We start from the raw sequence: 14,398 nt of genomic DNA, 5'->3' as shown, positions 1-14,398 counted from the left end.
TTATAATTAATGTGTTATATCTGAATAATATAACTATGTTATAAAAGGAGGAGACAAGATGTTTTTAAATGAATTAAATGAGAAGGAAGCAGTTGCATTTATAAACTTAGTAAATCAATTTGCAAATATTGATGAGGTTTTCGCTAAAGAAGAAAAAGAATTAATCAAAGAATACTTAGAAGAGCTGAATATAGGGGAAGAAAATGTTGGTTCATTAAAGTATGATGAGATAATTAATGAATTAAAGTCTTTAACAAATAGAAAAAAGTCAATAATTTATTTCGAATTAGTTGGTCTAGCTTTAGTTGATGGGGAATATGGAGAGAAAGAAATAGATTTTTTAGATAAGATTGCTGTTAATCTTGATATTAGAAGAGATAAAAAGATTGCATTTGCAAACTATTTCTTTAATTTCAAAGAAATATATGACTTCTCAGTAGTAGAGGCAGATAATAAAATACAATTATTAAAGGATGAAGCAGAGGCTTTATTATAATAAAGAAATAGGGGGCAATTAATGCTTCCTATTTTTAATTTAAGGAGAAAAAAATGAAAGAAATATCATTATATATACATATTCCATTTTGTAAGCAAAAGTGTTTTTATTGCGATTTTCCATCATATGCACGAAAAGATGATCTTATGGAAGAATATGTAGATGCATTAAATAAAGAAATAATAGATAAGTGTAGAGATTATAAGATAAAGAGTATGTTTATAGGTGGAGGAACACCATCATATTTAACAGAGAATACTTTGAAAAAATTAATGGATACTATTCAAAAGATTGATTTTAAAGAAGGAGCAGAAAAGTCAATTGAATGTAATCCAGGAACAGTAAGTAAAGAAAAGTTTGAGATTATGAAAATTGGCGGGATTAATAGACTAAGTTTTGGTTTGCAGACTACAAAACCAAGTTTATTAAAGTCAATTGGTAGAATACATTCATATGAAGAGTTTAAAAGAAACTATGAACTAGCGAGAGAGGTAGGCTTCAATAATATAAATGTTGATATGATGTTTGGACTTCCTAATCAATCTGTTGAAGATTGGGTGAGTAGCTTACAAGAAGTTATTGAGTTAGAGCCAGAACATATTTCAGCATATAGTCTAATTATTGAAGAAGGAACGCCATTTTACAGCATGTATAATAAAAATTTACTATCTTTACCTTCAGAAGAGGAAGAGAGAGAAATGTATCATAAAGGAAGGGAGTTACTATTAGCAAATGGCTATCATCAATACGAAATTTCTAATTATGCAAAGAATAATCGAGAGTGTGTACATAATGAAGTTTATTGGAAGTGTGAGGAGTATATTGGAGTAGGTGCATCATCTAGTTCATATGTAAATAATAAGAGAATAAAAAATATAGATGATTTAAGGGAATACATTGAAAGAAGTAATAGAAATGAAAGTGTAATAGAAGAAGAAGTGGATAATTCAGAGAAAGATAATATGGAAGAATTTATGTTTATGGGTTTAAGAATGACAGAGGGAATAAGTGAAGCTGAATTTAAAAGGCGATTTGGAATAAATATTGATTCAGTATATGAGAATGTCATTGAAGGAAATATTAAGAAGGGATTATTAATAAGAAAGAGTGGAAGAATATATTTGTCTGCTGAAGGAATAGAACTATCAAATGTTGTGATGAGTGATATGATAATATAAGCCATAGGAAAGTGAAGAAAACTAGAGATAATATTATTTAATCTCACTAAGTTGCTGTAAATAGAGGAAAAATAAATTTAATAAGAATTGACAAAGAAAAGAAGAAATACTACTATTAGAATATAGTCATTAGCACTCGATGTTAGTGAGTGCTAACAAGAATGAGGTGAGGTTATGGCTATTGATGATAGAAAGATAAAAATACTTGAAGCTATTATAAATGATTATATAAACACTGGGGAACCAGTAGGCTCAAGAACAATAGCAAAAAAATATGATTTAGGTGTAGGTTCTGCAACTATAAGAAATGAAATGTCTGATTTAGAAGACATGGGATATTTAGAGCAACCTCATACTTCAGCAGGAAGAGTACCTTCTAGCAAGGGCTATAGACTATATGTAGATAATTTAATGGAAAAGTCTAAAGTATCAATAGAGGAAGAGCTACAAATAAAGAAATATATTATAGACTGTGCTATGTTGGAGGTTGATAAAATTGTAAAGCAAGCTAGTGCATTGCTTTCAGAACTAACTAACTTAACATGTATAGTTCAAACACCTTCTGTTAAGAAGAGTTTTATAAAATCAGTACAGCTAGTTAGTGTAGATGAACATAATCTTATATCTATAGTAATTACTGATAATGGACTGATAAAAAATCATCGAATTAAATTAGATAAAATGCCATCTAATGACGAAATTCAAAAGATTAATAAGGTTATTAATAAAAGACTTAGAAATCTTACAATAGAAGAGATTAATTTAGAGGTTATCAATAATCTTAAAAGTGATCTTAAGGGGTATGATGATTTATTTACAGCCATAGTGCCTGTGCTCTACGAAACTCTAAAGGATGAGGATACGTCTGAAATATTTATGGAGGGTACTACAAATATATTTAATTATCCTGAGTATAATGATATTGAAAATGCTAAGGAAATATTAAATCTTCTCTATAATAAGGATTGTGTAGTTGAATTAATAGAACCCCATGGAGATTTAACTATAAAAATTGGTGATGAAAATTATATACCTGAAGCCAAAAACTGTAGTGTAATATCTGCAGAATACTCATTAGGCAATAGATCTATTGGAACTATTGGACTAATAGGACCTAGAAGAATTAATTATTCCAGGGTTATAGCTATTATGGCTCAGGTTATGAAAGAGCTAAATGACACCTTGAAAGGTCAAGGTTTAGAATAACAAAAAATAAAGAGATGAGGTGTAGTTTTGCAAATGGAAGAAGGGAAGAAGGACATTTTAGAAGAAGTAGAAACTCCTATTGAAGAGGTTAATGATGTAAATAATGATGAGGTAATCATCGAAGATGTCATTGATGGAGATGTGACTCAAGAAGAGGGCAATGAAGTTGCAGATGAAGAAGAAGTAGAGGATGAAATAAATATGCTTAGAAAAAGTAAAGATGAAGTAAAGAAGCTAAATAATGAAATTGAAGCATTGAAGGATCGACTTCTTAGAATCACTGCTGAATATGAAAACTATAGAAAAAGAACAACTAAAGAAAAAGAAGGTATTTATACTGATGCATGCACAGATGTAATTAAAGAAATTCTACCTGTTGTTGATAATTTAGAAAGAGCAATTGCAGCAGATGGTAATGTAGAAGACTTAAAAAAGGGTATAGAAATGACTATCAAGGGGTTACAAGGATCATTTGATAAGTTAGGTGTTGAAGAAATTGATGCTTCAGCAGAATTTGATCCAAACTTACATCAAGCAGTAATGCATATAGAAGATGAAAGTTTTGAAAAGAATAGTGTTGTAGAAGTATTTATGAAGGGATATAAGAGAGGCGATAAAGTCATCAGATATTCTGTAGTGAAAGTAGCTAACTAATTTTAAAATTAATATAAATATATGAAAAAATACAAGATTTATATATGTTTGAGGAGGAATAAATTATGGGAAAAATTATAGGAATTGACTTAGGTACAACAAACTCATGCGTAGCTGTTATGGAAGGTGGAGAACCAGTTGTTATAGCAAACTCAGAAGGCGCTAGAACTACTCCATCAGTAGTATCTTTCCAAGCTAATGGTGAAAGATTAGTAGGGCAAGTAGCAAAAAGACAATCAATAACAAATCCAGATAAAACAATAATATCAATAAAGAGACATATGGGAACTAACCATAAGACTAATATAGATGGTAAGGAATACTCACCACAAGAAATATCAGCAATGGTTCTTCAAAAGATTAAGGCAGATGCAGAAGCATACTTAGGAGAACCTGTAACACAAGCAGTTATAACAGTTCCTGCATACTTTAATGATGCTGAAAGACAAGCAACTAAGGATGCTGGTAAGATAGCAGGGTTAGAAGTATTAAGAATTATAAACGAACCAACAGCTGCATCATTAGCTTATGGTTTAGATAAGACTGATCATAGTGAAAAGATTTTAGTTTACGATCTAGGTGGTGGTACTTTCGATGTATCTATTCTTGAACTTGGAGATGGAGTATTTGAAGTATTAGCAACTAATGGTGATACTAAACTTGGTGGAGACGACTTTGACGAAAAGGTTATGGATTACATTGCAGATACATTTAAGGCTGAAAATGGTATAGATTTAAGAAATGATAAGATGGCTCTTCAAAGATTAAAGGAAGCTGCTGAAAAAGCTAAAATAGAGTTATCATCATCAACTCAAACAAATATAAACTTACCATTCATAACTGCTGATGCAACAGGTCCAAAGCACATCGATTTAAATTTAACTAGAGCTAAGTTTAATGAATTAACTCATGATTTAGTTGAAAGATCAGTAGAGCCAATGAAGAAAGCATTAGCTGATGCAGGACTTTCATTAAATCAAATAGATAAGGTAATCTTAGTTGGAGGTTCAACAAGAATACCAGCAGTTGTAGATGCTGTTAAGAACTTCACAGGTAAAGAGCCTTCAAAGGGTGTTAATCCAGATGAATGTGTTGCTATTGGAGCAGCTGTTCAAGCAGGTGTATTAACAGGAGAAGTTAAGGATGTATTATTATTAGATGTTACTCCATTAACTTTAGGAATTGAAACTTTAGGTGGGGTTGCTACTCCTTTAATAGAAAGAAATACAACTATCCCAGCTAAGAAGAGTCAAGTATTCTCAACAGCTGCAGATGGTCAAACTTCAGTTGAAATTAATATAGTTCAAGGTGAAAGACAAATGGCTGCTGACAATAAGACTTTAGGTAGATTTACTCTATCAGGTATTGCTCCAGCTCCAAGAGGAATTCCTCAAATCGAAGTTACTTTCGATATAGATGCTAATGGTATTGTTAAGGTATCAGCAGTAGATAAGGGAACAGGAAAGGAAGCAAATGTTACAATCACTGCATCAACAAACTTAAGTGATGAAGAAGTAGAAAAAGCTGTTAAGGAAGCAGAAAAGTTTGCTGAAGAAGATAAGAAGAGAAAAGAAAGCATAGAAGTTCATAATAATGCTGATCAAGTAGTATATCAAACTGAAAAGACATTAAATGAACTAGGAGATAAGGTTTCAGCAGAAGACAAGGCTAAAGTAGAAGCTAAATTAGAAGAGGTTAAGAAGATTAAAGATGGTGAAGATATAGAAGCTATTAAGAAGGCTATAGATGAATTAACACAAGAATTCTATGCAATTTCATCAAAGATTTATGCTGATGCTAACGCTAATGGTGGAGCAGAAGGATTTGATCCAAGTAACATGGGAGCAAACCCAGGTGCAGGAGAAGCTCCACAAGATGACAATGTTGTAGATGCAGATTTTAAGGTTGATGAAGATAAATAGTTGTCATAAATAGAAGAAGTCTTATATAATAGGAGAGGGAAGGCAAAAGTCGTCTTCCCTTTTCTAAAGTTAATAATATTAGGTGGTGGAAATAATAGATGGCAAGTAGAGACTATTACGAGATCTTGGGACTTGAAAAAGGTGCAAGTGATGATGAAATAAAGAGAGCCTTTAGAAAGCTAGCTATAAAATACCATCCTGACAAAAATCAAGGGGATAAGGAAGCTGAAAACAAGTTTAAAGAATTAAATGAAGCTTATCAAGTGCTTTCAGATCCTACTAAAAAAGCTCAGTATGATCAGTTTGGAACAGCTGAACCTGGAGCTGGTGGATTTGGTGCAGGTGGATTTGGTGGCTTTGATTTCTCAGATATGGGCGGTTTTGGAGACATATTTGATACATTCTTTGGCGGCGGTGGCGGTGGACGAAGAAATGGTCCTAAAAGAGGAGCTGACATAGAATATAGTCTTAATTTAAATTTTGAAGAAGCTGTATTTGGTGTTGAAAAAGAAATATCAATTAGTAGAAGTGAAAATTGTGAAGAGTGTCATGGATCTGGAGCAGAAGCAGGAACAAGTGCTAATACTTGTACTACTTGTGGTGGATCAGGCCAGGTTAGGGTTCAAAGACAAACTCCTCTTGGAAGTTTTGTAAGCACTACAACTTGTGATAAATGTGGCGGTAAAGGTAAGGTTATAGAGAAACCTTGTCATACATGTCATGGTAAAGGTAATGTAAGAAAGAGTAGAAAGATTACAGTTAATGTGCCAGCTGGTGTTGATACTGGAAATGTAATGCCTCTAAGAGGGCAAGGTGGCCATGGTGAGAATGGTGGTACACCAGGTGATTTATACATTAAAATTAGAGTTGCACCATCTAGTAAGTTTACTAGAAAGGGTAATGATATCTATGTAGATGCTCATATATCAATGGGTAAAGCTGCATTAGGAACGGAAATTAAAGTGGCTACTGTAGATGGAGATGTTAAATACACAGTCCCAGCAGGTACACAATCAGGTACATTATTTAGATTAAAAGGTAAGGGTGTACCAAGAGTAAATTCTAGTGGTAGAGGAGATCAATACGTTAAGGTTATAGTTGATATTCCTAAGAATCTTAACGATAAGCAGAAGGAAGCTTTAGAAGCATTTATGGAAGCCTGTGGTGAGACTACTGTTGGAGAAGAAAAGCATAAAAAAGGATTTGGATTCTTTAATAAAGATAAGTAAAAAAATAGGGTGTTTAAAGTAAACAGAGGTTTATTTTAAACACCCTTTATTTTAATTAGTATAAAATCATATATAATATTTTACCTATATATAGCATAAATATTTTATATTGGACTTGGAAAGGCTATAACTATAAAATTAAATTATATAAATAGTAAATTTAGAGAGTTTTAGTGTGAATATTAGTAGAGGTGATATAGTGGATAACTTTAAAAAAATATTATTAGATGAGATTGAAGAGTTTAGGCAAATAGGACATAAGTTTTTAAATGGAGAATTGACAGTTCCTCAATTTAAGCATGCTTCTGGTGGAATGGGAGTGTATGCTCATCGTGGCGGGAAGGAGTTTATGGTAAGAATTAGAATTCCTTCAGGAGTAACTCATGTGGATGAGTTAAGACTTGTATATGATTTTGCTAAGAAAAACAATTTAGAGGGAATACATTTAACTACTCGTCAAGCAATTCAATTACATGGCATGGATATTGATTCTATATGTGATCTTATGAAAGAAGGGTTAGATTTAAATTTATTTACTAGAGGTTCTGGTGGGAATTTTCCAAGGAATGTTGCATTATCACCATTAGCTGGTGTTGATAAAGATGAGCCTTTTGATGTAACACCTTATGCATTAGCAGTAGGAAATCATTTCTTAAAAAAGATATATACCTATAAATTACCAAGAAAGTTTAAGGTATCCTTCTCCAACACGAAAGAAGATACAGCTCATTGCACTGTACAAGACTTAGGTTTTATAGCTTGCAAAGATGGTGACAAAGATATGTTTAAGGTCTACATAGGTGGTGGACTTGGTAATAATCCTAAGAAGGCTATCGAGTTAGATGAATTAGCTGAGCCAAAGGATGTGTTATATTATGTTGAAGGTATGACTAATTTATTTATAAATGAAGGAGATTATGAAAATAGAAATAAGGCTAGAATAAGATATATAGCTGATAGGATGGGCGATGAAGAGTTTATAAAGGAATTTAAGAAGTATGTTGCTATAGAAAAAGAAAAGGGTGAGTTAGAATTACATCTTCATTCAAATGAGATAAATAAGAAAGGTATAAAATTAGATATAAAACATAAGCGTTTATATGAACAAAAACAAGAAGGACTATACTCAGTATACTTACATCCAGTAGGTGGACAATTAAAGTTAAGTAATCTAAAAGAAATATTAGATACATTAGAAAGATTTGCTGATGTAGATATAAGATTAGCTATGACTGAAGGTGTATACTTTAGAAATTTAAATGGTGAAGAAGCTAAAATAATTTTAGATTTAACAGATAAGATGGGTGGTAGAACTGAGATAGAGCATAGTGTATCATGTATAGGAGTACCAACTTGTCAAGTGGGTATAGCTAATAGTCAAGGATTACTATCTAGTATAATTAAGTACTTTAAAGAAAAAGGTTATAAATCTGATGTGTTACCAAAAGTATTTATATCAGGTTGTGCTAATTCTTGTGGAGTTCATGAGATTGCTTCCATAGGATTTACAGGTAAGAAAAAGAGAGTTAATGATGCTGTACAAGAAGTATTTCAACTTCAATTAGGAGGTGCATGTTCTGTAGGTTCAACATCCTTAGGAATAGCTAAAGGTGAGATGCTAACAGAAACTATCCCAGAATTTTTATATAAGCTTTCTGAAGAAGTTGATAAGTCAGGGGTTACTTTTGAGGAATATATGAAAAATAATATAAATGACTTAGATAAATTAATAGATAAGTATATTGTATAGATGTATTATGAATAAGATTTAAATATTAAACAAGGATTATTATATATCTTCTAATTATTTACCACCTCTAATAGTGGAGTATAGGAAGAATATAATAATCCTTATTTTATTTTCAAAAGAATTTAAATTTAAAAGAAGATAGGCAATGAATTTTATTACATATCTCATAAACTTGACACTGTTCAACTTGAAAGTGTAGAATATTATATTAGTCAAAGTAGATATGAAAGGATTGATTTTTTTGGACGGAACATGGATTGAAGTTAGAGTTATTACTAAGAGTGAGGCATTAGAACCAATCTCAGGTATATTCTATGGACTAGATTGTAAGGGTGTAGCGATAGAAGACCCAGAAGATATATTAGGGAGAGAACAAGGTCCGTTAACTTGGGATTTTGCAGATATAAACGTTTTAGAACACAAAGGAAAATTTGCTGTCGTTAAAGGATATTTTGCTGAAGATGATAATATCGAAGAAATATTGGCCTATGTAAAAGAAAAGGTAGATGAGATAAAAGAATTAGGAATAGATGTGGGAGAAGGAAGAGTAGAGGCAGAGAAAATGTATGAGGAAGATTGGGCTAATAATTGGAAGCAATATTATAAGCCTTCAAAGATTGGTAAAAGAATAGTTGTAAAACCAATATGGGAAGACTATGTAGCTAAGGATGATGAGCTAGTAGTTGAATTAGACCCAGGAATGGCCTTTGGAACAGGGGAGCATGAAACTACAAGAATGTGCGTTCAAGCTTTAGAAAAGTATGTTAAGAAAGATAGTACAGTATTTGATGTTGGATGTGGATCAGGTATTCTTGCTATCGTTGCAGCTAAGCTAGGATCAAAACTTGCGGTAGGGGTTGACTTAGATCCAGTTGCAGTTGAATCTGCAAAGGAAAATCTTACATTCAACAATGTTGATAATATTGAAATACTACATGGAAACTTATTAGATGTAGTAGATGGTAAGGCAGATATCGTAGTAGCTAATATTATAGCTGAAATAATTTGTATTTTAACAGAAGATGTTAGCAAAGCTATTAATCCAGGTGGATACTTTATAACATCGGGAATAATTCATGAAAGAGTGGATATGGTAACTAGTAAATTAGAAGAGTGTGGATTCAAAATTGAATCTATTAATAAAGACGGGGAATGGAACTGCATTATTGCAAAACTTAAGTAGTTAAGGAGAGAGGAGCATGCATAAATTTTTCACCCCACCAGAAAATATAAATGAGGTAGAGGGAAAAATCCTAGGTGAGGATGTTAAGCATATCTATAAGGTTTTAAGATTATCTGAAGGGGAAGAGGTTATTCTAAATAACTGTAAAGGTGATGAGTACCTTGGAGAGCTTTCAAGTATATCTAAGACTGAAGTTATAGTTAGAATATTGAAGAAGTTAGATATAAATAATGAGAGTAAAGTTGAAATTTATTTATATCAAGGCCTACCTAAGGCACAAAAAATGGACTTAATAGTTCAAAAAGGTACAGAATTAGGTATAACTAAATTTATACCTATTATAACTGATAGGGTTGATGTAAAGTTAAAAGGTGACTTTAAGAAGTTAGATAGACTAAATAGAATAGCACTTGAGGCCGCCAAACAAAGTAAAAGAAGCATAGTACCAGAGGTAACAGAACCTATAACTTTTAATGAAGCTTTATTGGAAATAAACAGTATGGATTTATTTCTAGTTCCTTATGAAAATGCCGAAAATTTTGGTGTTAAGAGAGTAATTAGTGAGATAATGGAAAAAGGAATCTTAAAAGATATTAAGAGAATAGGAATTATGGTAGGGCCAGAAGGTGGATTCGAAGAGAAGGAAATTGAAAAGTTAAAGAAGGAGAAAGCTTATATAATAACTTTGGGAAGTAGAATATTAAGAACTGAAACAGCAGGATTTACAGCTACAACCCTAGTTCAATATGAGTTAGGAGATTTGGGAGGAAATATTTAATGAAGGTTGCATTTTCAACATTAGGATGTAGAGTAAATCATTATGAATCAGAGGCTATGGCTGAAAAGTTCATAAGAGAAGGATATGAAGTTACAGAGTTTTCAGAAGTTGCAGATGTTTATGTTATCAATACATGTACAGTCACTAATATGGGAGATAAGAAATCTAGACAAATAATTGGAAGAGCAAGAAGATTAAATCCAGATGCTATAATAGCTGTAGTAGGATGCTATTCACAAATTGCTCCAAAGGAAGTATCAGCTATTGAAGGTGTTGATGTTGTACTTGGAACAAGAAATAAGGGTGATGTTGTTTACTACGTAAATAAAGCAAGAGATGAAAAAGCAGCTCAAATATATGTGGAGAGTGTACTAAAGAATAAGAAGTTTGAAGCACTTAATATAGAGGAATATCAAGATAAAACTAGAGCTTTCTTAAAAATACAAGATGGTTGTAATAGATTTTGTACATACTGCATAATACCATATTCTAGAGGGTCAGTTTGCTCAAAGGATCCTAAGCAAGTAATTGATGAGATTAATAATCTATCAGAACATGGTTTTAAGGAAATAATATTATCAGGAATTCATACTGCATCATATGGTTTAGACTTAGAAGGTAGTATTACTTTGGTAGATTTATTAGAAAAAATAGAAGAATTAGATGGAATTGAAAGGGTTAGAATTGGTTCTATTGAGCCAGCGTTTTTTACTCCAGAGGTTATTGAGAAGATTAAAGGTATGAAAAAACTTTGCCCACAATTCCATTTATCATTGCAAAGTGGATGCAATGCCACATTAAAGAGGATGAATAGAAGATATACTGCTGAAGAGTATGAAAATATAGTTAATATTTTAAGAGAGAATATTGAGGATGTATCTTTAACTACAGATGTTATTGTAGGATTCCCTGGAGAGACAGAGGAAGAGTTTAAGGAGTCATATGAATTCTTAAAGAGGAATAAATTAACTAAGACACACGTATTTAAATATAGTCCAAGAGAAGGTACTAAAGCAGCAACAATGCCTAATCAAATAGATGGAAAAGTTAAAGATGAGAGAAGTAAGGCACTTATTGATCTAAATGATAAAAATGAAGCAGTATTCACTGAAGGGCTTGTAGGTAGAGTAATGGATGTTCTAATAGAACAAGAAGTAAAAGGCAAAGAAGGTGTATTCGAAGGATATACTAGAAACTATGTAAAAGTTGAAGTTAATAAGGCTACAATTGATATGAAGGGACAAATCATTAAATGCAAGATTGAAAAAGCTTGTGGTGATTATGCTGTAGGCACATACGTTAACTAATTAATATGGTATAACTTTTAAAGGGGGTGAATTTATGAATGATTGTATTTTTTGTAAAATAATTAATGGAGATATTCCTAGTAAAAAGATATATGAAGATGATAAAGTTTTAGGATTTTATGATATAAGTCCAGAAGCACCAGTACATTTTTTAGTAATACCTAAAGAACATATTGAGAGCGTAAATGGATTAAATGAGGATAATGAGAGCATTATTGGACATATTTTCTTAGTTATTAACAAGTTAGTTAAGGAATTAGGAATATCAGAAGATGGATATAGGATTGTGAATAACACAGGAAAAGACGGAGGTCAAACAGTAGAGCATATACATTTTCATGTGTTAGGTGGTAGGAATCTTCAATGGCCACCAGGATAAAAATACAAAATAATAAGATTCATTGACAGCGGTATTACTAATATTGTATAATATACGGTGTGTTATTAAGCCCGTAGCTGAGTTGAATTATAATTTTAGCTAGCGGAGGGAGGGATAATTAAATGTCAGAAATCAAAGTTGGAGAAAACGAAACACTTGAAAGTGCATTAAGAAGATTTAAGAAGAAATGTGCTGTATCAGGGGTTATTTCAGAAGTTAGAAAAAGAGAACATTATGAAAAGCCAAGCGTAAAGAAAAAGAAGAAATCAGAAGCTGCAAGAAAGAGAAAGTTTAAGTAGAATAATTTCTTTTCGAAAGAAGGTATTAGATTATGCCAACAATAAAAGAAAGACTTCAAGAAGATTGGAAAGCTGCATTAAAAGCTAAAGATAAATTTAGGGCTAATGTTCTTAGTACAGCTAAAGCTTCTATATTATTAGTTGAAAAAACTGATAATATTAAGATTGAAGATACTCAAGCTATAGAAATATTAGCAAAGGAAGTCAAGCAAAGAAGAGAAGCAATGCTTGAATTTGAAAAGGGAAATAGACAGGATTTAGTTGATCAGAATAAAGCTGAGATAGAAATCTTGCTAAGTTACCTTCCTCAACAGTTAAATACAGAGGAAATAAAAGAAATAGTAAAGCAATCAGCTATTGAAGCGGGCGCAAGTAGCATTAAAGAGATGGGAAAAGTTATGGCATTAGTTAGACCTAAGACATTGGGTAAAGCAGATGGCAAACTTGTAAGTCAAATTGTAAAAGAGTATTTAACTAATAAATAACGAAAAGGACTCATTTGAGTTCTTTTTGTTATTTTTTTTTACTTTTAATCATAAAGTACAATGATAGAAATAAAATGGGGAGATTAGAAGTGGAAGAAAAGTTAAATAAAGGAAGAGAAGTTATTGCGGATAAATTGAATCTTCCGGTAGATGTAGTATTAGATATACCTAGGATTATAGTAACTGGTGATAGAGAAATTACTATAGAAAATCATAAGGGTATAATAGCCTTTGATAAAGATGAGATAAAGGTAAATTCAAGAGTAGGAGCAATAAAAATAGAAGGTGCTGGTTTCGAAATATTATACATAGGAGGTTCCACAATAACTATAAGTGGAGTTTTTAAAAGGATAATATATGAGGGGAATTTATTATGATATTGAATAAATTAAGAGTAGGGACAGTTACTATAGAAGTAAGTGCTCCAGTACCAGAAAAATTTTTAAACCTTCTATGGAATAAAGGTGTGAAGATAACAAAAGTAACAAGAGTTGATATAACAACTATTAGGTTGGATATAAATTATGATGAGTATAAAGAAGTAGAAGAAGCAGCCAAAAGATGTAAAGGGAAGATAAAGGTTATAGGAAGGCAGGGGTTAGTTTTTATCTTGATGAGAATAAAGAAGCAATTTACCTTAGCCTTAGGTATTTTAGTGTTTTTATTTGGAATCTATTTATTATCAACTTATGTATGGTCTATAGATATAAAAACTGGAGCTAATGTGGCTCCATACCAGATCAGAAAACAGTTAACTTCCCTGGGGGTAAAGCCTGGGATAAAGAAATCAGATTTAGATGTATATACTTTAGAGAAAAAGTTGGAGGATATAAATAGTGATATACTTTGGTTAAGAGCAAGGGTAGAAGGGTCTACTTTAAAGGTTATTATAGAGGAGAAGGTTAATCCACCTGTTACAGCTGATAAAGAAACTTCAGGAGAATGTGTAGCGAAAGATAGTGGGGAAATTAAGCGGATATATATTACATCAGGAACGGCAAAGGTTTCTGTTGGGGACATGGTGAAGGCTGGGGATCTGTTAATAGCAGGTATCCAGGGGAAAGAGGGGCTAGAATATGAAGTTCAAGCTAAAGGAACAGTAATAGCAAATGTATTTTATGAAAAAGAAATGGAAGTGCAGGTTAGTGGAAAAAGATTGGAAAAGACAGGGGAGAGAGACAATGATATTTATCTAAGCTTCTTTGGGAAGAAAATTTACTTGAAAAAAGCTATAAATAATTTTGATTATTATGATAAAATAGAAGATAATAAAAGTTTTATCAATACAGTGACTTACTTTGAGAGGTCAGAGAAGGAGGTTAGTGTTGATAAAGATGAAGCCATCAATAAAGCTAAAGAGCAACTGGAGGCATCTTTATCTAAAACTCTGAGCAATGAAGCAAAAATAACTGATAAGAAAGTTAGTATAGAGGAAGTTGAAGAAGGGAAGATAAGAGTAAAAGTAAATTTTGTTGTAGAACAAGATATTGCGAGTACAGTATCCCAATAGTATGGGTGTAGATGAGAAGGTG

The 14,398-nt window shown here is 31.9% G+C and carries 15 protein-coding genes; all 15 read left to right on the top strand.

Features of this window, described 5'->3' with window-relative positions; all coding sequences use genetic code 11:
- Window positions 1-58: 58 nt before the first annotated feature.
- Window positions 59-496, top strand: a complete 438-nt coding sequence (locus ACSYT2_RS11150) for a hypothetical protein (protein ID WP_438384786.1) — start codon at window positions 59-61, stop codon at window positions 494-496.
- A gap of 53 nt (window positions 497-549) precedes the next feature.
- Entirely contained in the window at window positions 550-1,674 is a 1,125-nt protein-coding gene (gene hemW / locus ACSYT2_RS11145; RefSeq protein ID WP_430855288.1) for a radical SAM family heme chaperone HemW, read from the top strand.
- Between the two features lie 174 nt (window positions 1,675-1,848).
- Entirely contained in the window at window positions 1,849-2,880 is a 1,032-nt protein-coding gene (gene hrcA, locus ACSYT2_RS11140; protein WP_430855287.1) for a heat-inducible transcriptional repressor HrcA, read from the top strand.
- A gap of 33 nt (window positions 2,881-2,913) precedes the next feature.
- Window positions 2,914-3,534 (top strand): nucleotide exchange factor GrpE, encoded by a 621-nt coding sequence (grpE, locus tag ACSYT2_RS11135; RefSeq protein WP_430855286.1) that lies wholly within the window; start codon window positions 2,914-2,916, stop codon window positions 3,532-3,534.
- 65 nt (window positions 3,535-3,599) lie between these two features.
- A complete protein-coding gene (gene dnaK, locus ACSYT2_RS11130; RefSeq protein WP_430855285.1) occupies window positions 3,600-5,456 on the top strand; it encodes a molecular chaperone DnaK in 1,857 nt (618 codons plus the stop codon).
- Between the two features lie 98 nt (window positions 5,457-5,554).
- A complete protein-coding gene (dnaJ, locus tag ACSYT2_RS11125; protein ID WP_430855284.1) occupies window positions 5,555-6,685 on the top strand; it encodes a molecular chaperone DnaJ in 1,131 nt (376 codons plus the stop codon).
- Between the two features lie 199 nt (window positions 6,686-6,884).
- A complete protein-coding gene (locus tag ACSYT2_RS11120) occupies window positions 6,885-8,435 on the top strand; it encodes a nitrite/sulfite reductase (protein ID WP_438385017.1) in 1,551 nt (516 codons plus the stop codon).
- Window positions 8,436-8,676: 241 nt separating this feature from the next.
- Entirely contained in the window at window positions 8,677-9,618 is a 942-nt protein-coding gene (gene prmA / locus ACSYT2_RS11115) for a 50S ribosomal protein L11 methyltransferase (protein WP_430855762.1), read from the top strand.
- Between the two features lie 16 nt (window positions 9,619-9,634).
- Window positions 9,635-10,396: an RsmE family RNA methyltransferase gene (locus tag ACSYT2_RS11110; RefSeq protein ID WP_438384785.1), complete on the top strand. Its 762-nt coding sequence runs from the start codon at window positions 9,635-9,637 to the stop codon at window positions 10,394-10,396.
- Window positions 10,396-11,703: a tRNA (N(6)-L-threonylcarbamoyladenosine(37)-C(2))-methylthiotransferase MtaB gene (gene mtaB, locus ACSYT2_RS11105; RefSeq protein WP_438384784.1), complete on the top strand. Its 1,308-nt coding sequence runs from the start codon at window positions 10,396-10,398 to the stop codon at window positions 11,701-11,703. The genes ACSYT2_RS11110 and mtaB overlap by 1 nt, the downstream gene beginning before the upstream one ends.
- A 34-nt stretch (window positions 11,704-11,737) precedes the next feature.
- Window positions 11,738-12,082, top strand: coding sequence for a histidine triad nucleotide-binding protein (locus tag ACSYT2_RS11100; protein WP_438384783.1), 345 nt, complete (start codon window positions 11,738-11,740; stop codon window positions 12,080-12,082).
- Window positions 12,083-12,204: 122 nt separating this feature from the next.
- Window positions 12,205-12,381, top strand: a complete 177-nt coding sequence (gene rpsU / locus ACSYT2_RS11095) for a 30S ribosomal protein S21 (RefSeq protein ID WP_430855280.1) — start codon at window positions 12,205-12,207, stop codon at window positions 12,379-12,381.
- A 32-nt stretch (window positions 12,382-12,413) separates the two neighbouring features.
- Window positions 12,414-12,866, top strand: a complete 453-nt coding sequence (locus tag ACSYT2_RS11090; protein ID WP_430855279.1) for a GatB/YqeY domain-containing protein — start codon at window positions 12,414-12,416, stop codon at window positions 12,864-12,866.
- Window positions 12,867-12,955: 89 nt separating this feature from the next.
- Window positions 12,956-13,243 (top strand): sporulation protein YqfC, encoded by a 288-nt coding sequence (yqfC, locus tag ACSYT2_RS11085; RefSeq protein ID WP_430855278.1) that lies wholly within the window; start codon window positions 12,956-12,958, stop codon window positions 13,241-13,243.
- The gene (gene yqfD, locus ACSYT2_RS11080) at window positions 13,240-14,376 is read left to right on the top strand and encodes a sporulation protein YqfD (protein WP_438384782.1); all 1,137 of its coding nucleotides are present in this window, start codon (window positions 13,240-13,242) and stop codon (window positions 14,374-14,376) included. The genes yqfC and yqfD overlap by 4 nt, the downstream gene beginning before the upstream one ends.
- The last annotated feature ends 22 nt before the right edge of the window (window positions 14,377-14,398 follow it).

It is taken from the genome of Clostridium zhoujianii (assembly GCF_051590805.1).
GTDB lineage: Bacteria > Bacillota > Clostridia > Clostridiales > Clostridiaceae > Clostridium.
Note: the sequence above shows the minus strand (reverse complement) of the source record. Positions and strands in the feature narration are given on the sequence as shown.

Bases quoted from the DNA above. Each gene is read 5' to 3' on its own strand.
- dnaK (WP_430855285.1), top strand. From the start codon at position 3,600: ATGGGAAAAATTATAGGAATTGACTTAGGTACAACAAACTCATGCGTA.
- rpsU (WP_430855280.1), top strand. From the start codon at position 12,205: ATGTCAGAAATCAAAGTTGGAGAAAACGAAACACTTGAAAGTGCATTA.
- dnaJ (WP_430855284.1), top strand. From the start codon at position 5,555: ATGGCAAGTAGAGACTATTACGAGATCTTGGGACTTGAAAAAGGTGCA.
- ACSYT2_RS11090 (WP_430855279.1), top strand. From the start codon at position 12,414: ATGCCAACAATAAAAGAAAGACTTCAAGAAGATTGGAAAGCTGCATTA.
- ACSYT2_RS11110 (WP_438384785.1), top strand. From the start codon at position 9,635: ATGCATAAATTTTTCACCCCACCAGAAAATATAAATGAGGTAGAGGGA.
- yqfD (WP_438384782.1), top strand. From the start codon at position 13,240: ATGATATTGAATAAATTAAGAGTAGGGACAGTTACTATAGAAGTAAGT.
- hrcA (WP_430855287.1), top strand. From the start codon at position 1,849: ATGGCTATTGATGATAGAAAGATAAAAATACTTGAAGCTATTATAAAT.
- ACSYT2_RS11100 (WP_438384783.1), top strand. From the start codon at position 11,738: ATGAATGATTGTATTTTTTGTAAAATAATTAATGGAGATATTCCTAGT.
- hemW (WP_430855288.1), top strand. From the start codon at position 550: ATGAAAGAAATATCATTATATATACATATTCCATTTTGTAAGCAAAAG.
- ACSYT2_RS11150 (WP_438384786.1), top strand. From the start codon at position 59: ATGTTTTTAAATGAATTAAATGAGAAGGAAGCAGTTGCATTTATAAAC.
- mtaB (WP_438384784.1), top strand. From the start codon at position 10,396: ATGAAGGTTGCATTTTCAACATTAGGATGTAGAGTAAATCATTATGAA.
- grpE (WP_430855286.1), top strand. From the start codon at position 2,914: ATGGAAGAAGGGAAGAAGGACATTTTAGAAGAAGTAGAAACTCCTATT.